Consider the following 21,519-nt stretch of genomic DNA (forward strand, 5'->3'; position numbering starts at 1 on the left):
ACGGCGGTTACTTGACGTGACGGCGCGCCCACGAAGCGACATGGCGATCCGTTGATTTACTGATTGCGCATCTTGCCCGACGCACCGTGTTCGTTATCGTGTCGTGACTGACAGCCGGGGTGGAGACCGAACCCGGGCGGCGTTCACCGACCTGGGCCTCGCCCCGGTCGCGCGCGGCCCGACTCCTGCCCGGGTCCCGTGATCCTGTGGAAGTCTCGTGCGCCGATCCCTCCAGCTCAGCCTCTTCGCCCTCGTGCTCGTGGGGCTCGTCGGCGGCTCCGTGGCCTACTACCTGGCCCAGAAGTCGCTGACCCTGACCGTCGACGGGCAGTCCCGTTCGGTCAGCACCTACGCGGGCACCGTCGGCGAGGTGCTGGAGGACGAGGGTCTGGCCCCGGCCGCGCACGACGTCGTCCTCCCCGCCGAGGACGCTCCCGTCTCCGACGGCGACACCGTCGTCCTCAACCGGGCCCGGCACCTCGAGCTGACCGTCGACGGCGTGCAGAAGGACGTCTACGTCACCGCGCTGTCCGTCGACGAGGCGCTCGACCAGCTCGGGTACCGCGCCGACGACCTCGTGCTGTCCGCCAGCCGCAGCGAGCGGCTCCCGCTGCGCGGCATGCAGCTGTCGATCACGACGCCGAAGAACATCACGCTGATCGCCGACGGTCAGCAGCGCGTGGTGACGACGACGGCCGCCACCGCCGGCGACCTGCTCGCCGAGCAGGGCATCTCGCTCGGCCAGACCGACCGCACCAGCCTCTACCCGACCCAGGCGCTGCTGGACAAGATGCGGCTGCAGGTCTACCGGGTGCAGGTCAACGAGGTCACCGAGACCACCCCCATCCCGCACGGCCGGGTCGAGACGCAGGACCCGAACGCCGACAAGGGCGACACGACGGTCACCGTGCCCGGCGTCGACGGCCAGACGACGACGGTCTACCGCGTGACCGTCACCGACGGCGTCGAGACCGCCCGCGAGCAGCTCTCCTCCACGGTCACCACGCAGCCGGTCGACGAGCAGGTCACCGTCGGCACCAAGGCCAAGCCGGCGAACACCGGCGCCGTCCCCCCGGGCTCGAGCAGCGGCCTCAACTGGGACGCCCTCGCCAAGTGCGAGGCGGGCGGGAACTGGGCCATCAACACCGGCAACGGCTACTACGGCGGGCTGCAGTACAACATCTCGACGTGGAACGCCTACGGCGGCGACGCCTACGCTCCGCGGCCCGACCTGGCCACCCGCGAGCAGCAGATCGCGATCGGCGAGAAGACCTACGCCGCCCGCGGCGCCTCGCCGTGGCCGGCCTGCGGCAAGCACCTGTTCGACTGATCGGACGGCGCTGAGCACCACCCCGGAGGCCGGTGACGGACTGCTGGGCCCGGCCGCGATCCGCGACCTGGCCCGGCAGCTGGAGCTGCGGCCGACCAAGACGCTCGGGCAGAACTTCCTGCACGACGCCAACACGATCCGCCGGATCGTCCGGACGGCGGAGCTGCGGGAGGACGACGTCGTCCTCGAGGTCGGCCCGGGCCTGGGCTCGCTGACCCTCGGGCTGCTGCCGGCCGCCGCGTCGGTCGTCGCGGTCGAGATCGATCCCCGCCTGGCCGCGCAGCTGCCGCGCACCGTGGCCGACCGGCTGCCGGCGCTGGCCGACCGGCTGAGCGTGGTGGAGGCCGACGCCCTGCGCGTCGACGCGCTGCCCGGCCCGCCGCCGACGGCGCTGGTCGCGAACCTGCCCTACAACGTGGCCGTCCCGGTGCTGCTGCACCTGCTGGAGCTGCTGCCCACGCTGCGCCGGGCGCTCGTGCTGGTGCAGGCCGAGGTCGCCGAGCGGCTCGCCGCGGGGCCGGGGACGTCGGCCTACGGCGTGCCCTCGGTCAAGGCCGCCTGGTACGGCTCGGTGCGCCGCGCGGGATCGATCGGACGGCGGGTGTTCTGGCCCGAGCCCAACGTCGACTCGGGGCTGGTGGCCCTCGACCGCCGTCCGCCGCCGCCCGGGGACCGCGCCGCCACCTTCGCCGTCGTCGACGCCGCCTTCGCCATGCGGCGCAAGAGCCTGCGCTCCGCGCTGGCCCGCTGGGCCGGGAGCCCCGCGGCCGCGGAGGCGCGGCTGAGGGCCGCGGGAATCGATCCGCACGCGCGGGGGGAACAGCTCTCGGTCGAGGACTTCACCCGCCTGGCCGGCACCGTGCCGCAGGATGGATGACGTGAGCGAGCTTGCGAGCTCACGCATGGGCACAGCAGCGCCGCGAACGCGGCTGACGAGCGCCAGCGAGGAGGTCGCGTGAGCTGGTCGACGTCGGGCGGCCCGGGGCGGATCACCGGGGGCGGAGCCGTGGTGGCCCGTGCGCCGGCGAAGGTGAACGTGCACCTGTCGATCGCCCCGCTGCGCCCCGACGGCTACCACGACCTGCAGACGGTGTTCCTCGCCGTCTCGCTGTTCGACACGGTCACCGTCCGGCCGGCCGAGGGGTTGTCGCTGACCGTGTCGGGGGAGGGCACGACCGCCGAGCCCGGCGTCGACCGCGTTCCCACGGACCGGCGCAACCTGGTCTGGCGGGCGGCGGTGCTGCTCGCCGAGCAGTCAGGGGTCAAGGCGCGTGCCGCCATCGACATCGCCAAGGCGATCCCGGCGGCCGCGGGTCTGGCCGGCGGCAGCGCGGACGCCGCGGCGGCGCTGGTCGCCCTCGACGCGCTCTGGAACACCGGCGCGACCCGCGGGGAGCTCGCGGGGCTGGCCGCGCAGCTGGGCAGCGACGTCCCGTTCAGCCTGCTCGGCGGCGTGGCCCTCGGTAGCGGGCGGGGGGAGCGGCTGTCGCCGGTGCTCGCCCGCCGGCAGACCCACTGGGTGCTCGGCATCGCCCGCGAGGGGCTGTCGACGCCGTCCGTCTACGCCGAGCTCGACCGGCTGCGCGCCACCGGGCGACTGCCCGACGGCACCGAGCTGCCCTCGCCGCAGCCGGTGATCGCGGCGCTGTCCAACGGTCCGCCGTCCGCCCTCGCCGAGGCGCTGACCAACGACCTGGAGGCGCCGGCGATCGCGCTGCGCCCGGAACTGCGGCGCGCGCTCACGGCGGCCACCGACGCCGGGGCGCTGAACGCGTTCCTCAGCGGCTCCGGGCCCACCGTCGCGGCCCTGGCCGAGGACGAGGACACCGCCGTCCGGCTGGCCGCCACCCTCGCCGGCGAGGGGGTCTTCCGCACCGTCCGGGTCGTGCACGGCCCCGTGCCCGGGGCCCGCCTCGTCGGTTAGGAGCTCTTCTCGACCAGGCCGGGGGTCGGGTCGAGGTGCGAGAGCCCGTTGTAGGCGAGGTTGACCAGGTGCGCGGCCACCTCCCGCTTGCCCGGTGACCGCGTGTCCAGCCACCACTGGCCGACCAGCGCGACCATGCCGACGAGCGCCTGGCTGTAGAGCTCGGCGAGCTGGGGGTCGTAGCCGCGGCCGGCGAACTGGTCGCCGAGGATGTGCTCGACCTTGCGGGCCACCTCGCCGATCAGCGACGAGAAGGTGCCGGTCCCGCTCGTGACGGGGGAGTCCCGGGTGAGCACCCGGAAGCCGTCGGTGTCGTCCTCGATGTAGTCCAGCAGCACGAGCGCGGCCCGCTCGAGCAGCTCGCGCGGCGAGCCCGGGGCCGACAGCGCGGAGGTGAACCGGTCGAGCAGCAGCTGCATCTCCCGGTCGACGACGACGGCGTACAGCCCCTCCTTGCCCCCGAAGTGCTCGTAGACGACCGGCTTGCTGACGTCGGCGCGGGCGGCGACCTCCTCGATGGAGGTGGCCTCGTAGCCCTTCTGGCCGAAGAGCTCGCGGCCGATGTCGAGCAGCTGCTGACGGCGCTGCGCACCGGTCATCCGGACGCGGGGCCGCCCTGCGCTGCTGGTCATGCGGCCCATCGTCCCCCGAGACGCACTCCGCCCGGGCGTCCGGCGGTCAGCGGGTCGCCCGGGCGGAGGAGGTGATCGGTCAGGAAGCCGGCACCTGACGCTTGGCCGCGAGCCGGACCGGGTCCGGCCACTTCACGTCGCGCGCCCAGCCGAGCTTCTCGAAGATCCAGATGGTCCGGGCGCTGATGTCGATCTGGCCCCGGAGCACGCCGTGCCGGGCGCAGGTCGGGTCGGCGTGGTGCAGGTTGTGCCAGGACTCGCCCGCGCTGAGGATCGCCAGCGGCCAGAAGTTCGTGGACCTGTCGCGGGCGGCGAACGGCCGCGATCCCACCGTGTGGCAGATCGAGTTGATCGACCACGTGACGTGGTGCAGCAGCGCGACGCGCACCAGGCCGGCCCAGAAGAACGCCGTCCAGGCGCCGGTCCAGCTCATCGTGACCAGGCCGCCGATGAGCGCAGGCAGGAACAGGCCGAGCCCGGCCCAGAGGACGAACAGCCGGCTGGTGCGGCGCAGGGCGGTGTCCTTGAGCAGGTCGGGGGCGTAGCGGGCGGGGTTGGTCTGCCGGCGGTCGAAGAGCCAGCCGATGTGCGCCCAGAACATGCCCTTGGCCAGGGCCCGCAGGTCGTCGCCGTAGCGCCACGGGGAGTGCGGGTCGCCGGCCCGGTCGGAGAACGCGTGGTGCCGGCGGTGGTCGGCGACCCACTGGACGACCGGCCCCTGGACGGCGACGGAGCCCGCGATCGCCAGCGCGATCCGCAGCGCCTTGTTCGCCTTGAACGAGCCGTGCGTGAAGTAGCGGTGGTAGCCGACCGTGATGCCGAGGCACCCGACCACGTAGAAGGCGACGAACAGCGAGACGTCGGTCCAGGACAGACCCCAGCCCCACACCGCGGGCACCACCGCGGCGAGGGCGAGGAAGGGCACGAGCACGAAGGCGTAGAGCGCTATCTGCTCGACCGCTCCCTTCTCGGCGCCGAGGGCGTTGGCCGGCAGACCGGCGTCCGGGGCGGCGGGACCGGCCGGCCGGGGGACCCGCGGACGGGTCGTGGGCCGGTCGAGAGCGGGAGCGGACAAGGGGCCTCCGGGGGAGCGTGGGGGCGGACAAGGGAAAGCCGGCGGAAGGACCGCCGGCAGAAGCTACGTCCCCGTAACCTACGTGTCCGTAGGGAGTCTCGCCATTCGGCCCTCGCTGCCCGTTGCGGGGAGCGGTCCTAGGCTCGGCGCAGACGCCGGTCCGTCCGGCGCGGTGGGGGATGGGGTAATCGGCAGCCCGCCGGCCTTTGGAGCCGGGAAGTCTCGGTTCGAGTCCGAGTCCCCCAGCCACCGCAGAGCACAGCCCGATCACGAGGAGATCCGTGAGCGCCCAGCCCTCCCCGACGGCGGTGGCAGCCGTCGTCGTCCTCGCCGCCGGCCAGGGCACCCGCATGAAGTCGGCGACCCCGAAGGTGCTGCACGACCTCTGCGGGCGCTCGCTGCTCGGGCACGTGCTGGCCGCCACCGAGCCGCTGGGCGCGGAGCACACCGTCGTGGTCGTGGGCGCCGGACGGGAGGTGGTCGAGGAGCACCTCGCCGCGATCGCGCCGCAGGCCGTCCCGGCCGAGCAGAAGGAGCAGCGGGGCTCGGGCCACGCCGCCGCGGTCGCCCTCGAGGCGCTGCCCGACCTCGCCGGCCGGGTGCTCATCGTCAACGGCGACTCACCGCTGCTGCGCACCGCTACCCTCGCCGCCCTCGTGCAGGCCTCCGCGGCGGCGGGCGACGTCCTGACCGTGCTCACCGCGGAGGTCGACGACCCGACGGGGCTGGGGCGCATCGTCCGGGGGGACGACGGCACGGTCGTCGCGATCGTCGAGGAACGCGACGCCACCCCCGAGCAGCGGGCGATCCGCGAGGTGAACGCCGGCGTCTACGTCGGCAACGCCGCCGCCCTGCGGGACGCGCTCGGCCGGGTCGGCGAGGACAACGACCAGGGCGAGCAGTACCTCACCGACGTCGTCGGGCTGCTCGTGGCCGACGGCGCGCAGGTGGGCGGCGTCGTCGCCGGGGACCCGGACGACATCCTGGGCTGCAACGACCGCCGCGAGCTCGCCGCTCGCCGCCGGCTGCTCAACGACCGGGTGCTCGACGAGCTGATGCTCTCCGGCGTCACGGTCGTCGACCCGGCGACCACGTGGGTCGACGTCACCGCGTCGGTCGCGCCGGACGCCGTCCTGCAGCCCGGCACGCAGCTGCTCGGGCGCACCGCCGTCGCCACCGGCGCCGTCGTCGGGCCGGACACCACGCTCACCGACTGCGAGGTCGGCGAGGGGGCCAGCGTCGTCCGCTCGCACTGCTCCGGAGCGGTCCTCGGCGCGCAGGCGTCGGTCGGCCCGTTCAGCTACCTGCGGCCGGGGACGCGGCTGGGCCGTGGGGCGAAGGTCGGCGCCTTCGTGGAGACCAAGAACGCCGACGTCGGCGAGAACTCGAAGGTGCCGCACCTGTCCTACGTCGGGGACGCCACCATCGGCCGCGGCGCCAACATCGGGGCGGCGACGGTGTTCGTCAACTACGACGGCGTGGCCAAGCACCACACGACCGTGGGCGACCACGTGCGCATCGGCTCGGACACGATGCTGGTCGCGCCGGTCACCATCGGGGACGGCGCCTACACCGCGGCGGGATCGGTCATCGTGTCCGATGTCCCACCCGGAGCCATGGCCGTCGCGCGGGCGCAGCAGCGGAATGTGGGAGGCTGGGTACGCCGCCGCCGAGCCGGGTCACCCGCGGCCGAAGCCGCCGAGGCGGCCGAAGCGCGGGCGGCATCGGACACCGGCTCTCCCGGGGGTTCCACCACGGCATGACAGTGAGGGCGGACGAGCGATGAGCGCCATCCGGCAGACCACCAGCAAGAGCATGATGCTCTTCTCCGGCCGGGCCTACCCCGAGCTCACCGACGAGATCGCCGGCCACCTGGGCGTCACGCCGACGCCCACTGCCGCGTACGAGTTCGCCAACGGCGAGCTGTTCGTGCGGTTCGAGGAGTCGGTACGCGGCTGCGACGCCTTCGTCGTCCAGAGCCACACCGCGCCGATCAACACCTGGCTCATGGAGCAGCTGATCATGGTCGACGCGCTCAAGCGCGCGTCGGCCAAGCGGATCACCGTCGTCGCCCCGTTCTTCCCCTACGCCCGGCAGGACAAGAAGCACCGCGGCCGCGAGCCCATCTCCGCGCGCCTGGTCGCCGACATGTTCAAGGTCGCCGGGGCCGACCGGCTCATGGCCGTCGACCTGCACACCGACCAGATCCAGGGCTTCTTCGACGGGCCGGTGGACCACCTGTTCGCCATCGACCTGCTCGTCGCCCACGTCCGCGAGAAGTGGGGCGACCGCGAGCTCACCGTCGTGTCCCCGGACTCCGGTCGTGTCCGCATGGCCGAGCGCTGGACGAACAAGCTCGGCAGCGGCACCCCGCTGGCGTTCATCCACAAGACCCGCGACGTCACCCGCCCCAACCAGGCCGTCGCCAACCGCGTGGTCGGCATGGTCGAGGGCCGGGCCTGCATCCTCGTCGACGACATGATCGACACCGGCGGCACGATCGTCGCGGCCGCCGAGACGCTCTTCGCGGCCGGCGCGACCGACGTGATCGTCGCGGCCACCCACGGTGTCCTCTCCGGCCCCGCCGTCGACCGGCTGAAGAACAGCCAGGTCAGCGAGGTCGTGGTGACCAACACGCTGCCCATCGAGCCCGAGCGCCAGTTCGACAAGCTGACCGTGCTCTCGATCGCGCCGCTCCTGGCCCGCGCGATCAAGGAGGTCTTCGAGGACGGCAGCGTGACCTCGCTGTTCGGCGGAGCGAGCTAAGCGGGCTGATCCTCGGCTGCGCAGAGCGGGCCCCGGAGGGGTCCCGAGGCGGAGCCGGGAAGGGCGGCCGCCACCCGGGGTACGGCACCTGGCCGCGTACCCGTGCGGAGCGCGGGTACCATCAAGCACAGCCCGGCGAGGGAGCGTGCGCTCCGTGATCGACGTGCGTGTGCCCGTTCGCGGGTGTGCTGCGCGCCGTACGCCGGCCCAGACCCGCACCAGAGGAGCACACCACCGTGGCTGACTACCGTCTCGAAGCCGAGCCGCGCACCGAGTTCGGCAAGGGCAGCGCCCGCCGGACCCGCCGCGCCGGCCGCATCCCCGCCGTCCTGTACGGGCACGGCCAGGACGTCGTCCACCTGTCGCTGCCGGCCCGCGAGTTCGCCGCGGCGCTGCGCAACGGCGGGTCCAACGCCCTGCTGACCGTCGTCCTGGACGGCAAGGAGCAGCTCGCGCTCACCAAGTCGGTGCAGCGCGACCCGCTGACCCGCCAGCACGAGCACGCCGACCTGCTCATCGTCCGCCGCGGCGAGAAGGTCACCGTCGAGGTCCCGGTCCACGTGATCGGCGAGGCCGCGCCCGAGACGCTGGTCAACGTCGAGCTCAACACCGTCTCGGTGCAGGTCGCCGCGACGAGCATCCCCGAGAACATCGAGGTCGACGTGACCGGCCGCGAGGCCGGCCAGGGCGTCACCGCCGGCGAGCTGGACCTGCCGCGCGGCGCCACGCTGCTCACCGACGCCGACGCGCTGGTCGTCAACGTGTCGGCGGCCGTGTCCGCCGAGGCTCTCGAGGCCGAGCTCGCCGAGGCCGAGGCCGAGGCCGGCATCGAGCGCGAGGAGTCCGGCGAGGCCGCCGAGGGCGCCGGCGAGGGCGACGTCGTGCCCGAGCCGCTGGACCAGGGCAGCGGCGAGTCGATGGAGTCGGCCGAGAAGTCCGCCGACAGCTGAGGCTCCGCTGACCGAGAACACGACCCGCGGGGGCGCCGGCACCGCCGGCGCCCCCGTCGTCGTGCCCGAAGGCCCCTTCCTGGTCGTCGGGCTCGGCAACCCGGGCCCGGGCTACGCGGGCAACCGGCACAACGTCGGCGTGATGGTCCTGGAGGAGCTCGGCTCCCGCGCCGGCATCCGGCTCACGCCCGGGAAGGGCGCCCGGGCCCGCGCCCTGTCCGGGGAGGGCCGGTTGGCCGGCCGCCGCGTCGTCCTCGCGCGCCCCACGACGTACATGAACGAGTCCGGCGGCCCCGTCCGCGGCCTGCTCGACTACCACCACCTCGACCCCGCTGACCTCGTCGTCGTCCACGACGAGCTCGACATCGACTTCGCCAACATCCGGCTCAAGCGGGGCGGTGGCGAGGGGGGTCACAACGGCCTGCGGTCGATCACCCGGTCGACCGGCACCAAGGACTACCTCCGCGTCCGCGTCGGCATCGGCCGACCGCCGGGCCGGCAGGACCCCGCGGACTTCGTGCTCAAGGACTTCTCCGCGACCGAGCGCAAGGAACTGCCGTTCCTGATCGCCGAGGCCGCTGACGCCGTCGAACTGCTGCTGGCCCGCGGTCTCGAGGCCGCCCAGAACGAGGTCCACACCCGCGCCTGACCCGTCGTGTGATGCTCCTCCCGAACGGGTGAAGCGTCACAGCCTGTATTGACTCGGCAGTGACGCAGTGTGAGGGTGGCAGTCTCGTCGAGCCAGATCTTGAACGAACGGCCTGCTGAGGGCCGAAGCATTCGCTCGTTCGGTATGGCTCTGACTACAGAGTGTCACGACGTTCGGGGGAAGTCATGCTGCTCGAGCACCACCAGCGCAGCTCTGGGGCGCTGCCGCTGCTCGATGCACCGAGGGGATCGGTCGCTGCCTCGCGACCTCGATCGCTCGGTCATCGCGCATCGCCGACATGGGTCCGGAAGTACTCCGCGGCTCTGGCCGCGTTCGAGGCGCTGGCCGCTGCGGTCGCCGGGGCGGCCGTCGTCTTCACGCGTCCCGGCGGGCTCGACACCTCGAGCAACCTGTTCTGGTCCGCGCTCGTCCTCGTGGTCGGCTGGCCGGTGCTGCTCGGCATCAGCGGCGCCCACTCCGAGCGCGTCTTCGGCACCGGCAGCGACGAGTACCGCCGGGTCGGCCGCGCCGGGTTCCTGCTGCTCGCGATCACCGGCTTCATCTCCTACGCGATGGTGCTCGAGCTCAGCCGGGCGTTCGTCGTCCTCGCCATGCCGGCGCTCGTCGTCGTCACCGCGATCGGCCGCTACGCCGCCCGGTGCTACCTGCGCCGGCTGCGCTCGGTCGGCCGCTGCACCAAGCGGGTGGTCGTCGTCGGCCGCGGCGGCGCCGTCCTCGAGCTCGTCGAGCGGCTCCAGCGCGAGAACTACGCGGGCCTGAAGGTCGTCGCCGCGTGCACCACCCTGACCGACCGCGTGCGCGTCGGCGAGGAGGCCGGTGTGCCCGTCGGCAGCCTGGACGACGTGATCGCCTTCGCCGGTCGCTTCTCCGCCGACACGATCGCGGTGACCTCCGCCAGCGAGACCGCCGCCCAGTACCTCCGCCAGCTGTCCTGGCAGCTCGAGGGCACCGGGATCGAGCTGCTCGTGGCGCCCGGCCTGATCGAGGTCGCCGGGCCGCGGCTGCACATCCGGCCGTTCGAGGGGCTGCCGCTGCTCTCGGTCGAGCAGCCCTGCTTCGAGGGCTGGCGGCGCGTGGTCAAGGGCGGCGTCGACCGCGCCGTGGCCGGCTTCGCGCTGCTCCTGCTCGCCCCGGTGATGGCGATCATCGCCCTTGCCGTGGCCTGCACCAGCTCCGGCCCCGTCCTCTTCCGGCAGGAGCGGATCGGCATCAACGGCCGGTCGTTCACGATGCTGAAGTTCCGCAGCATGGTCGCCGACGCCGACCGGCAGCTGGAGAGGCTGCGCCAGGACAACATCTCCGACGGTCTGCTGTTCAAGATCCGGGCCGACCCGCGCATCACCCCGGTCGGCCGCTGGCTGCGCCGGCTGTCGCTGGACGAGCTGCCGCAGCTGTTCAACATCCTCGGCGGTTCGATGTCGCTGGTGGGTCCGCGCCCGCCGCTGCCCGGCGAGGTGGCCAACTACGACTCCCAGGTCAGCCGCCGGCTGCTGGTGAAGCCGGGCCTGACCGGGCTCTGGCAGATCTCCGGCCGCAGCGACCTGCCGTGGGAGGAGTCGGTCCGCCTCGACCTGCGCTACGTCGAGAACTGGTCGCTGGCCCTCGACCTGCTCATCCTCTGGAAGACCGGCCGGGCGGTGCTCTCGCGCAACGGCGCGTACTGAGGCCCGCGGCCCCTCACCCCGGCGGGGGAGAGGTGGCAGCGCGAACGGGTGATCAGCACTTACGGTGATCCGGGCGTTCCGTCCTCGACGGGGCGCCCGGATCCATCTGCACCCTCGACGGAACGGACACCGCGCGTGACACCCCTGAGCATCGCCATGGTCGGGACCCGGGGTGTCCCCGCTCGCTACGGCGGCTTCGAGACCGCCGTCGAGGAGATCGGGCGCCGGCTCGCCGACGCCGGGCACCGGGTGGTCGTCTACTGCCGCACCGGCGCCGACGACGACGCCCCGCGGCCCGAGCGGCACCTCGGCATGGAGCTGGTCCACCTGCCGGCCGCCCGCAAGCGGTCGCTGGAGACCCTGTCGCACACCGCGCTGTCCGTGGGCCACCTGGTCCGGCACCGCACCGACGTCGCGTTCGTCTTCAACGCCGCCAACTCGCCGCTGCTGCCGGTCATCCGCGCCGCGCGCATCCCGGTGGCCACGCACGTCGACGGCCTGGAGTGGAAGCGGGCCAAGTGGGGCCCCACCGGGCAGCGCTACTACCGCGCCGCCGAGGCCCTCTCCGTGCGCTGGTCCGACGCTCTCATCGCCGACGCCGTCGGCATCGCCGACTACTACACGCGCGAGTTCGCGGCGCCCACCACGCTGCTGACCTACGGCGCTCCGCTCATCGCGCCGGGCTCGGACCGGCTGGCCGAGCTGGACCTCGAGCCGGGTGGCTACCACCTCGTCGTGGCCCGCTTCGAGCCCGAGAACCACGTGGACGTGATCGTCGACGGCTACCGGCGCAGCGCCGCCCGCAAGCCGCTGGTCGTCGTCGGCTCGGCGCCGTACTCCGACGAGTACACCGCCCGCGTGCACGCGCTGGCCGACGACCGCGTCCGCTTCCTCGGCGGGGTCTGGGACCAGGTGCAGCTCGACCAGCTGTACGCCTCGGCCTACACCTACGTGCACGGGCACTCGGTCGGTGGCACCAACCCCTCGCTGCTTCGCGCCCTCGGTGCCGGCACGCCGGTGATCGCCTTCGACGTCGACTTCAACCGCGAGGTCGTCGCCGACTCCGGCCGGTTCTTCGCCGACGCCGACGACGTCGCCGCGCGCGTCGAGGAGGCCGAGAACGACCCGGCCGCCGTCGCCTCCGCCGGCGCCCGCGCCCGCGAGCTGGCCGCCCGCTACGACTGGGACGACGTCGCCGCCGGCTACGAGCAGCTCGCGCGGCGGCTCGCAGCCCGCGACGTCCCGCGCCGCCGCCCCAGCGGACGTCGTGCCGCGGGGGCATCCGATCCGGCCGCGGCCGTGGCAAGCTCTGCGACCTTGACGGGTCGCCGATGACTGTCCGTCCGACCGCTCCGCAGCCCCGCCGCAGGCGGGCAGTCCGACACGGGGGAAACCGATGACCGCCACCAGCCTCCGTCCCGGTGCCGCCGGGACCGAGACCCTGGGCGAAACCCTGCGCCGGCTCTCCGGCGCGCAGAAGGGCGCCAAGGGGGCCCCGGCCTACTCGCGGTTCGTCAACCGCAAGCTCGGCCGGCTGCTCGCGGCCGTGGCCTTCCACGCCCGGCTCACCCCCAACGTGGTCACCGGCATCAGCGCCTGCTTCACGGCCACCGCGATCGTCCTGATCGCGGTGCTGCGCCCGTCGTGGCCGATGGCGCTCGCGGTCACCGCCTGCCTGGTGGTCGGCTACGCCTTCGACGCCGCCGACGGCCAGCTGGCCCGCCTGCGCGGCGGCGGCTCGCCGGCGGGGGAGTGGCTCGACCACATGGTGGACGCCGCCAAGACCTCGAGCCTGCACCTCGCCGTCCTGCTGAACTTCTACCGGTCCGAGGCGGTCGGCCGCGGCCCCTGGCTGCTGGTCCCGATGGGCTTCGCCGTCGTCGCCGCGGTCCTGTTCTTCGGCACGATGCTCAACGAGGCGCTGCGCGAGCGGCACGGCGCGGTCACCCGTGCCTCCCGCACGGCCGAGCGGCCTAGCATCCTGCGCTCGCTGCTCGTCGTCCCGACCGACTACGGCCTGCTCTGCTGGGTGTTCGTGCTCCTCGGCGCGCCCGTGGTGTTCTTCTCCGTCTACACCGCCCTGTTCGCCGCCACGGCCGGTTATCTGCTGCTCGCCTGCCTCAAGTGGTTCCGCGAGATCGGTCGACTGCCGAGATGACATCCCGAGACGACGGTGCCGCCCGCCGGGGCGGTGCCGGGAAGAAGGATGCCGTGACCACGACCCAGAACCCGACGAAGGGCCCCGTGCCCGACGGCGCCCGCACTCGCCGCCGCGGCCTGCTGCTGGCGATCGCAGCCGTGGTGCTGGTCGCGGCGATCGTCGCCCTGGTGCTCGTCCTCAACCGCGACAACGGGACGTCGAACGCCTCCGCCTCGGCCCCGACGAGCACGGCCCGGGACACCAGCGTCATCCCGAACCCGCCCACCCCGTCGCCGACCGGGCCCACGTCGGACGTCGACGCGCTGCCGACGCCGGCGGCCGAGGTGCCCCTGGACTCGCCGGCCGCCGTCGGCAACGGCGTCGTCGCGAGCCTCACCTCCATCGAGGGCATCCAGGGGACGGCGAACGGGCCAGGCAACGTCGCCGGCCCGGCCATCCGGGTGACCGTGCACGTCGAGAACGGCACCTCGGCGCCGATCACGCTCGCCGGTGCGGCGATCAACATGTACTTCGGCGCCGACGCCACCCCGGCGTCCCCGCTGGACGACCCGTCGGCGCGGCCGTTCGGCATCGACATGATCGCGCCGGGTCAGTCGGCCGACGGGGTCTACGTCTTCTCGGTGCCGGCGGACCAGCGCGACAAGGTCACCGTCGAGGTCGGCTACGAGGCCGGCGCGCCCCTGCTGCTGTTCAGCGGCCCGGTCCGCTGACAGCTGGGGGGACGCGGCGCACAGCCGCCGCACAGACTCGGGCCGGCGACCCGCGCGCCGTCGGCCCTCGCGGACCCGGCTGTGGCGGAGAGTAGTCGAGGGCGGGGATCCGGGACGCGACAGTGCCCTTATCCTGCGGTTTTACCGCGCGCAGCCCCCTGTTCACCGGCTGATCGTCACGCTTAGTATCGCCGCCCAGTCGGGCGGGGGCCCGGCGCTCTGCCGCTGGGGGACGATCCATGAGCGCACCAGGCACCGCCGCGTCGCGGCGGGGCACCGCCGTGCTGGCGGCGCTGCTGCTGGTCGCCGGGTTCCTCGGCCTCCTCGCACCGCGGTCGGCCCGCGCCGACTCCGCCCCGCCGGCGACGTCGAGCACGCCGGCCACCGTCGCCGCCGACGCGCTGCCCACCGTGCAGATCAACGGGGTGGCCTGGCAGCAGGTCGTCGTCGGCACGACGGTCTACGTCGCCGGCTCGTTCACCAGCGCCCGGCCCGCCGGCGCGGCCGCCGGCACGGGCGAGACGCCGCGCGGCAACCTGCTCGCCTACGACATCACCACCGGCACCCTCCTCACCTCCTGGGCGCCGACGCTCAACGCGCAGGCGCTGACCATCGCCGCCTCGCCGGACGGCAGCCGGATCTACGTCGGCGGTGACTTCACCCAGGCCAACGGTCAGCCCCGGCAGCGGGTCGCCGCGTTCGACGCGACCACGGGCGCGCTGGTCGCGGCCTGGCACCCGACGGTCAACAGCCAGGTCCGTGCGATCGCGGCCACCGCGGACACCGTCTACCTGGGCGGCAGCATCACCGCGGTCGGCGGGGTCAGCCGCAGCAGGCTCGCCGCCGTCCGCGCCTCGGACGGCGGACTGCTGCCCTGGGCGCCGGTGCCCGGCGTCGGCTCGACGGCGGGCAACCGCGACGGCAACACCGCGACCAGCGACCAGGTGCTGGGCCTCGTCGTCACCTCCGGCGGCACGCAGGTGGTGGCCTCGGGCCGGTTCGACTCCCTCAACGGCGTCAAGTCCACCGGCATCGGCGCGCTGGACGCGACCACCGGGGCGACCCGCCCCTTCGCGGTCAACCAGCTGATCACCAACCAGGGCGTCAACTCGGCGATCTACAGCCTCACCACCGACGGGACGACGGTCTACGGCACCGGGTACGACTACCAGGGCCCGGGCAACGTCGAGGGGTCGTTCGCGGCGGTGGCCGACGGCGGCGCGCTGATCGAGATCAACGACTGCCGCGGCGACACCTACTCCAGCTACGCGACCCGCGGCGTGCTCTACGTCGCCAGCCACACCCACCAGTGCACCTACATCGGCGGCTTCCCCGAGCAGAACCCCCGGGTCAACAAGCACGGCACCGCCTACACCGCGACCCCGTCGAACGTCGTCCGCTGGGGCACCAACGTGAACTGGGTCGGCAAGCCCGCAGGCACGCAGCTGGACTTCTTCCCCGACTTCTCCATCGGCGCCTACACCGGCCAGAACCAGGCGACCTGGAGCGTGACGGGCAACGGCGACTACGTCGTCTACGGCGGGGAGTTCCCGCGGGTCAACGGCACCGGCCAGCAGGGCCTGGTCCGCTTCGCCGTCCCGACGATCGCACCGGACAAGATCGGGCCGGTGTTCACCGGGTTCACCACCACGGTCGCGACGCCGTCCCCCGGGGTGGCCCGGGTCGCCTGGAAGTCGACCTACGACAACGACAACGAGTACCTGACCTACCGGGTGTTCCGCGACAGCACCAGCACCGCGCCGGTCTACACGACGACCGCGCCGTCGACCTGGTGGAGCACCCCGATGATGGGCTGGTCCGACACCGGGCAGACCGGGTCGCACCGGTACAAGGTCACGGCGACCGATCCGTTCGGCAACTCCACGGCCTCGCCGTGGTCGGCGACGGTGACCATCCCCACCGGGACGACGCCGGCGCGGACCTACGCGGCCGCGGTGCGGGCCGACGGCGCCACCGACCACTACGCCCTGGACGAGGTCACGGGGACGACGGTCTACAGCGACCTCGGCGGCACCGACCTCACCGCCGGCGCCGGCGTGACGCGCGGCGCGACCGGCGCGATCGCCGGCGACCCGGACACGGCCTCGTCGTTCGCCGGGTCCTCGACCGCGTTCGCCGCCTCGCCCACCGCGATCGCGGCGCCGAACGTCTTCACGCTCGAGGCGTGGTTCAGGACGACGTCGACCACCGGAGGGCGCATCGTCGGCTACGGCGACGCGAGCACCGGGACCTCCACGACCACCGACCGGCACGTCTACATGGACGCCGCCGGGCGCGTGCTGTTCGGCGTCAACTGGCTCAACACCCGCCGGACGCTGCAGAGCGCGGCCGGGCTCAACGACGGCAGGTACCACCACGTCGTCGCCTCGATGGGCCCGGCCGGGATGGCGCTCTACGTCGACGGCCGGCTGGTGGGCTCGCGCGCCGACACCACCTCCGGGCCCAACTACACGGCCTACTTCCGGATCGGCGCGGACGCGTCCTGGTCCGGCGCCAACGCGTTCAACGGCACGATCGACGAGGTCGCGGTGTACCCGACGGTGCTCTCCGCGGGCCAGGTGACCAACCACTGGACCCTCGGCAGCACCGGGACGGCGACGAACGTGCCGCCGACCGCCTCGTTCACCTCGACCGCGCAGGACCTCGCGCTCGGCCTCGACGGCAGCGGCTCCACCGATGCCGACGGCTCGATCGCCTCCTACGCCTGGGCGTTCGGCGACGGCGGCACCGCGACCGGCGCGACGGCCGCGCACACCTACGCCGCCGGCGGCACGTACCAGGTGACGCTCACGGTCACCGACGACAAGGGCGCCACCGGCACGCAGACCCGCGCGGTCACCGTGACCCCGCCGCCGCCGAACCAGCCACCGACCGCGGCGTTCACCGCCACGCCGAACGCCCTCGCGGTCACGGTCGACGGCGGCGGCTCCACCGATGCCGACGGCTCGATCGCCTCCTACGCCTGGGCGTTCGGCGACGGCGGCACCGCGACCGGCGCGACGGCCGCGCACACCTACGCCGCCGGCGGCACCTACACCGTCACGCTGACCGTCACCGACGACGACGGCGCCACCGGTTCCGTCTCGCACGACGTGACGGCGGTCCCCGGACCGCAGCTGCTCGCCGCCGACACCTTCGCCCGCACCGTCGCCGCCGGGTTCGGCACGGCCGACACCGGCGGCGCGTGGACCACCGTCAACGGCGGCACCCGCACCTCGGTCACCCTGGGCGCCGGCGTGCTGCGCCTGGACGCGGCGGGCAACCTGGACAACGCCTTCCTGCAGGGCGTCTCGTCGACCGGCTCGAACGTGCTGGTCTCGTTCTCGGCGTCGTCCACGCCGACCGGGTCGGGCACGTACGTGTACGTCACCGGCCGGCGGCTCGGCAGCAACCAGGAGTACCGCGTCCGCGTCCGGCTGCTGGCCGACGGCACGGTGGCCCTGGCGTTCTCCCGCCTGGCCGACGGCGCCGCGGAGGCCTTCCCGGGCGGGGAGCTGATCGTGCCCGGCCTGACCTACACGCCGGGGACGACCCTCGACGTGCGGCTGCAGACCACCGGCACCGGCACCACGACGCTGCGCGCGACCGTCTGGACCCACGGGACGACGGAGCCGGCGACGCCCACCCTGACCCGGACCGACGCGACGGCGTCCCTGCAGGCGGCCGGGGGGCTCGGGCTCGCCGCGTCGCTGCCCGGTTCGGCGACGGCGGCGACCACCGTGCGGATCACGGCCTACACCGCCTCGACGGCCGGCTGACCGGCCATGGGAGGGGCGTGGGACGGCCGGCCACTACATCGTGTGACGACGAACCCCCTGTCGACCGGGCCTTTGTCACACCTAGTATGCGGCGCCGGTCGGATACCGGCCGCCACCGGCAGGGACGCACCAGGGACACACGGGGATCGGGACAGTTGATGAGTTCGAAGCGCGCCACGTCCAAGCGGATCGTTGCGGGATGGGCGGGCCTCCTGCTCGTCGCGAGCGTGCTGGCGCTGATCGCGCCCGGCACCGCTTCGGCGGACTCGCAGCCGCCGAACCCGTCGCCGGCCGACCCGGTCTCGGTGACCGCCGACGCGCTGCCGACCGTGCAGATCAACGGCGTCGTCTGGTCGCAGGTCGTCGTCGGCAACACCGTCTACGTGGCGGGGTCCTTCACCCGGGCCCGTCCGGCCGGCTCCCCGGCCGGTTCCAACGAGACGGTGCGCAACAACCTGCTCGCCTACGACATCCGCACCGGCGCGCTCATCACGTCCTTCGCGCCGAGCCTCAACGCCCAGGCGCTCGTGGTGAAGGCCTCGCCCGACGGTTCACGCATCTACGTCGGCGGTGACTTCAGCCAGGCCAACGGCCAGACCCGCAACCGGGTCGCCGCCTACGACACCGCTACCGGAGCGCTCGTCCCCGGCTGGGCGCCGAGCGTCAACGGGCAGGTGCGCGCGCTCGCCGTCTCGGCAGACACGGTCTACATCGGTGGCAGCCTCTCGGCCGTCGGCGGGGTCAGCCGCAACCGCCTGGCCGCCGTCACCACCGCCAACGGCTCGCTGCTGCCGTGGGCCCCGCAGCCAGGCGTCGGCCCGACCTCCGGCAACCGCGACGGCAACACCAACACCAGCAACGTCCCGATGGCGCTGGTGGTCACCGGCGGCGGCAACCAGGTCGTCGTCTCCGGCCGGTTCGACTCGATGAACGGCGTGAAGAACACCGGCATCGCCGCGCTGGACCCGGTCAGCGGCGCCAACCGCCCGTTCGCGGTGAACCAGCTGATCACCAACCAGGGCGTCAACTCGGCCATCTACAGCCTCGCCGTCTCACCCGACGGCAACACCGTCTACGGCAGCGGCTACGACTACTACGGGCCGGGCAACGTCGAGGGGACGTTCGTCGCGAACGCCAACGGCGGCGCCCTGATCGAGATCAACAACTGCAACGGCGACACCTACCAGACGTTCCCGATGAACGGGCTGCTCTACGTGGCCAGCCACACGCACAACTGCGAGTACATCGGCGGCTCGATCGAGCAGAACCCGCGCGTCGAGAAGCGCGGCACCGCGTACACGACGACCCCCACGACCGTCGTCCGCTGGGGCACCAACGTGAACTGGGTCGGCAAGCCGGCCGGCTACCAGGTCGCCTGGAACCCGGAGATCTCCGCCGGGACCTACACCGGCCAGTCGCAGGGCTCGTGGAGCGTCACGGGCAACGGGACGTACCTGTCCTACGGCGGGGAGTTCCCGCGGGTGAACGGCACCGCGCAGCAGGGCCTGGTCCGCTTCGCGATGCCCGACACCGCGCCCAACCGGGTCGGCCCGATCTCCAGCGGCTTCGCTGCGACCGTCGTCTCGCCGGCGGCCGGCACCGCCCGGATCAGCTGGCGGGAGACCTGGGACTACGACAACCAGTACCTGACCTACCGGGTCTACCGCGACACCGAGAACACGGCCGGGCTGGTGTGCACCACCACGCGCGCCTCCCGCTGGTTCGACCTGAACCCGGCCGGGTGCACCGACCTCAACGCCTCGGGCACCCACCAGTACCGCGTGACCGCCAGCGACCCGTTCAACAACACGGTGCGCACCGCGTGGGTGAGCGCCACGGTGCCGGCGGGCAGCGCCGGCAGCCGGCCGTACGTCAACGCCGTCCAGGCCGACGGGGCGACCGACCTGTGGTCGCTCGACGAGGCCTCGGGCTCGCGCGCGTACTCCGAGCTCGGTGGCAACGACCTGAACCTGGGCACCGGCGTGACCCGCGGCCAGGGTGGCGCCATCCAGGGCGACTCGAACCCGGCGACCGCCTTCAACGGCACGTCGTCCGGCTTCGGGGCCACCGCCAGCCAGGTCCAGGCGCCGAACGTGTTCAGCGTCGAGGCCTGGTTCCGCACGAGCTCGACGTCCGGCGGCAAGATCATCGGCTTCGGCAACTCGGCCACCGGGACGAGCTCGACCTACGACCGGCACGTCTACATGGACGGCTCGGGCCGGGTGATCTTCGGCGTCAACTGGCTGAACAACCGCCGGACCATCCAGAGCGGTACCGGCTTCAACAACGGCCAGTACCACCACGTCGTGGCCACCATGAGCTCCGACGGCATGCGGCTCTACGTCGACGGTCAGCTCCGGGCCAGTGACAACCAGGTCATCGGCGGCCCGAACTACTACGGCTACTGGCGCGTCGGCGGCGACGCCACCTGGAGCGGGTCGGGCTGGTTCAACGGCAGGCTCGACGAGGTCGCGGTCTACCCGACGGCGCTCTCGGGCACGCAGGTGAGCAATCACTACGCGCTGGGCACCGGCGGCGGGACGGTGAACAACCCGCCGACCGCGGCGTTCACCACGCAGGTCACCGACCGGACGGTGGACGTCACATCCACCTCCACGGACTCCGACGGCACCATCACGTCGACGTCCTGGAACTGGGGCGACGGGACGACGACGACCGGCACGACGTCGAGCCACACCTACACGTCGGACGGGCAGAAGACGATCACGCTGACCGTCACCGACAACGACAACGCGACCGGGACGGTCAGCCACCAGGTCACCGTCACCGCCCCGGCGCAGAACCAGCCGCCGACGGCGGGCTTCACCGCAACGCCCAACGGCCTGGCGGTGTCGTTCAACGGCAGCTCGTCGAGCGACGACCAGGGCGTCACCGACTACGCGTGGGACTACGGCGACACCTCGGCGGTCGAGCACACCACCACGCCGACGACCAACCACACCTACGCGGCTGCGGGCACCTACACGGTGACGCTCACGGTCACCGACGGCGGCGGGCTCACCGACGACGTGGCGCACGACGTCACCGTGTCCGACACCCCGGGACCGCAGGTCTTCGTCGACGACGACTTCAACAGAAACGCGTCGAACGGGCTCGGCACCGCGTCCACCGGCGGCCCGTGGACCGTCAGCCAGGGCGGCACCCGGCAGAACGTGACGCCGGGCGGGGCGAACCTGACGCTGCCCGCGGCGAACAACAACACCGGCTCCTACGTCGGGAGCGGGATCGGTGACGTCGACCTGACGACGTCGTACTCCCTCGACGTCACACCGACCGGTGCCGGCACCTACGTGTACGTGACCACCCGACGGGTGAGCACGAACAACGAGCTGCGGGTGCGGGTCCGGGTGACGCCGACCGGCCAGGTCGCGGTCGCGCTGTCGCGGCTGACCACCAGCGGGACGACGGTGACGGAGGCCTTCCCGTACGGGGAGACCACCCTGCCCGGGATCACCTACGCCGCCGGGCAGACGCTCACCGTCCGGATCGTGCAGACCGGCACCGGCACCGGCACGCTCACCCTGGCCACCAAGGTCTGGACGTCGACCGGCGCCGAGCCGGCGTCGCCCCAGGTGACGTACACGGACGCGACCGCCGGGCTGCAGGCGTCGGGCAACGTCGGGATCCTGGCGCACCGGCCGAGCGGCACCACGGCTGCGACGACCGTCCGGGTCACCGCCTTCCGGGCCACCGCCGTCGCCTGATCGCAGCAGCTCCAACCCCGTCGGGGCCGACCGCGCACGCGGTCGGCCCCGACGTCGTTTTCGCCTGCGCGCATGCATCACGTTGGGTGATCACCCATGTCGCCCATCTGTGCAGGTCAACCCCCCAGCAAGG

Annotated in this window: 15 protein-coding genes and 1 tRNA gene; 14 read left to right on the forward strand and 2 right to left on the reverse strand. The window is 73.1% G+C overall.

The genetic code is table 11. The features are described from left to right. Positions 1-217 precede the first annotated feature (217 nt). The 3 genes from GGQ55_RS26930 to GGQ55_RS12755 all read left to right on the forward strand — a co-directional run bounded on the left by GGQ55_RS26930 (position 218) and on the right by GGQ55_RS12755 (position 3,254). On the forward strand, positions 218-1,330 hold the full coding sequence (locus tag GGQ55_RS26930) for a resuscitation-promoting factor (protein WP_179717218.1): 1,113 nt from the start codon (positions 218-220) through the stop codon (positions 1,328-1,330). Between the two features lie 145 nt (positions 1,331-1,475). Then, positions 1,476-2,207, forward strand: a complete 732-nt coding sequence (gene rsmA / locus GGQ55_RS12750; RefSeq protein ID WP_366490346.1) for a 16S rRNA (adenine(1518)-N(6)/adenine(1519)-N(6))-dimethyltransferase RsmA — start codon at positions 1,476-1,478, stop codon at positions 2,205-2,207. Between the two features lie 78 nt (positions 2,208-2,285). After that, positions 2,286-3,254 carry a 4-(cytidine 5'-diphospho)-2-C-methyl-D-erythritol kinase gene (locus GGQ55_RS12755; protein ID WP_179717220.1) on the forward strand — a complete coding sequence of 323 codons (969 nt, stop codon included), beginning with the start codon at positions 2,286-2,288 and terminating at the stop codon, positions 3,252-3,254. Here the strand turns inward: GGQ55_RS12755 and GGQ55_RS12760 are convergent. Together GGQ55_RS12760 and GGQ55_RS12765 are read right to left on the reverse strand one after the other, a co-directional pair. Further along, a complete protein-coding gene (locus GGQ55_RS12760; protein ID WP_179717222.1) occupies positions 3,251-3,886 on the reverse strand; it encodes a TetR/AcrR family transcriptional regulator in 636 nt (211 codons plus the stop codon). The genes GGQ55_RS12755 and GGQ55_RS12760 overlap by 4 nt on opposite strands. Before the next feature lie 79 nt (positions 3,887-3,965). Next, the gene (locus GGQ55_RS12765; protein WP_179717224.1) at positions 3,966-4,961 is read right to left on the reverse strand and encodes an acyl-CoA desaturase; all 996 of its coding nucleotides are present in this window, start codon (positions 4,959-4,961) and stop codon (positions 3,966-3,968) included. A 173-nt stretch (positions 4,962-5,134) separates the two neighbouring features. On the opposite strand from GGQ55_RS12765, the gene GGQ55_RS12770 reads away from it, so the two are divergent. The 11 genes from GGQ55_RS12770 to GGQ55_RS12820 all read left to right on the forward strand — a co-directional run bounded on the left by GGQ55_RS12770 (position 5,135) and on the right by GGQ55_RS12820 (position 21,386). Continuing rightward, positions 5,135-5,210 (forward strand) — tRNA-Gln (locus GGQ55_RS12770). 32 nt (positions 5,211-5,242) lie between these two features. Beyond that, entirely contained in the window at positions 5,243-6,724 is a 1,482-nt protein-coding gene (gene glmU, locus GGQ55_RS12775; RefSeq protein ID WP_366489204.1) for a bifunctional UDP-N-acetylglucosamine diphosphorylase/glucosamine-1-phosphate N-acetyltransferase GlmU, read from the forward strand. A gap of 19 nt (positions 6,725-6,743) precedes the next feature. After that, the gene (locus GGQ55_RS12780) at positions 6,744-7,727 is read left to right on the forward strand and encodes a ribose-phosphate diphosphokinase (RefSeq protein WP_179717226.1); all 984 of its coding nucleotides are present in this window, start codon (positions 6,744-6,746) and stop codon (positions 7,725-7,727) included. A 236-nt stretch (positions 7,728-7,963) separates the two neighbouring features. Further along, positions 7,964-8,677: a 50S ribosomal protein L25/general stress protein Ctc gene (locus GGQ55_RS12785; protein WP_179717228.1), complete on the forward strand. Its 714-nt coding sequence runs from the start codon at positions 7,964-7,966 to the stop codon at positions 8,675-8,677. A gap of 61 nt (positions 8,678-8,738) precedes the next feature. Then, positions 8,739-9,326 carry an aminoacyl-tRNA hydrolase gene (gene pth / locus GGQ55_RS12790; protein WP_179717230.1) on the forward strand — a complete coding sequence of 196 codons (588 nt, stop codon included), beginning with the start codon at positions 8,739-8,741 and terminating at the stop codon, positions 9,324-9,326. A gap of 185 nt (positions 9,327-9,511) precedes the next feature. Next, entirely contained in the window at positions 9,512-11,011 is a 1,500-nt protein-coding gene (locus GGQ55_RS12795; protein WP_179717232.1) for a sugar transferase, read from the forward strand. A gap of 135 nt (positions 11,012-11,146) precedes the next feature. Continuing rightward, entirely contained in the window at positions 11,147-12,346 is a 1,200-nt protein-coding gene (locus GGQ55_RS12800; protein WP_366489207.1) for a DUF1972 domain-containing protein, read from the forward strand. A 61-nt stretch (positions 12,347-12,407) separates the two neighbouring features. Further along, a complete protein-coding gene (locus GGQ55_RS12805) occupies positions 12,408-13,169 on the forward strand; it encodes a CDP-alcohol phosphatidyltransferase family protein (protein ID WP_179717234.1) in 762 nt (253 codons plus the stop codon). A gap of 53 nt (positions 13,170-13,222) precedes the next feature. Beyond that, positions 13,223-13,882 (forward strand): hypothetical protein, encoded by a 660-nt coding sequence (locus GGQ55_RS12810; protein WP_179717236.1) that lies wholly within the window; start codon positions 13,223-13,225, stop codon positions 13,880-13,882. A gap of 239 nt (positions 13,883-14,121) precedes the next feature. Then, positions 14,122-17,661, forward strand: coding sequence for a PKD domain-containing protein (locus tag GGQ55_RS12815; protein ID WP_179717238.1), 3,540 nt, complete (start codon positions 14,122-14,124; stop codon positions 17,659-17,661). Between the two features lie 158 nt (positions 17,662-17,819). Further along, positions 17,820-21,386, forward strand: coding sequence for a PKD domain-containing protein (locus tag GGQ55_RS12820; protein ID WP_179717240.1), 3,567 nt, complete (start codon positions 17,820-17,822; stop codon positions 21,384-21,386). The last annotated feature ends 133 nt before the right edge of the window (positions 21,387-21,519 follow it).

The organism is Petropleomorpha daqingensis (genome assembly GCF_013408985.1).
GTDB classification, from domain to species: domain Bacteria; phylum Actinomycetota; class Actinomycetes; order Mycobacteriales; family Geodermatophilaceae; genus Petropleomorpha; species Petropleomorpha daqingensis.

Coding starts and splice junctions, on each gene's coding strand:
- GGQ55_RS12760 (WP_179717222.1), bottom strand. CDS start 3,886: ATGACCAGCAGCGCAGGGCGGCCCCGCGTCCGGATGACCGGTGCGCAG.
- GGQ55_RS12780 (WP_179717226.1), top strand. CDS start 6,744: ATGAGCGCCATCCGGCAGACCACCAGCAAGAGCATGATGCTCTTCTCC.
- GGQ55_RS12795 (WP_179717232.1), top strand. CDS start 9,512: ATGCTGCTCGAGCACCACCAGCGCAGCTCTGGGGCGCTGCCGCTGCTC.
- GGQ55_RS12805 (WP_179717234.1), top strand. CDS start 12,408: ATGACCGCCACCAGCCTCCGTCCCGGTGCCGCCGGGACCGAGACCCTG.
- GGQ55_RS12815 (WP_179717238.1), top strand. CDS start 14,122: ATGAGCGCACCAGGCACCGCCGCGTCGCGGCGGGGCACCGCCGTGCTG.
- GGQ55_RS12820 (WP_179717240.1), top strand. CDS start 17,820: ATGAGTTCGAAGCGCGCCACGTCCAAGCGGATCGTTGCGGGATGGGCG.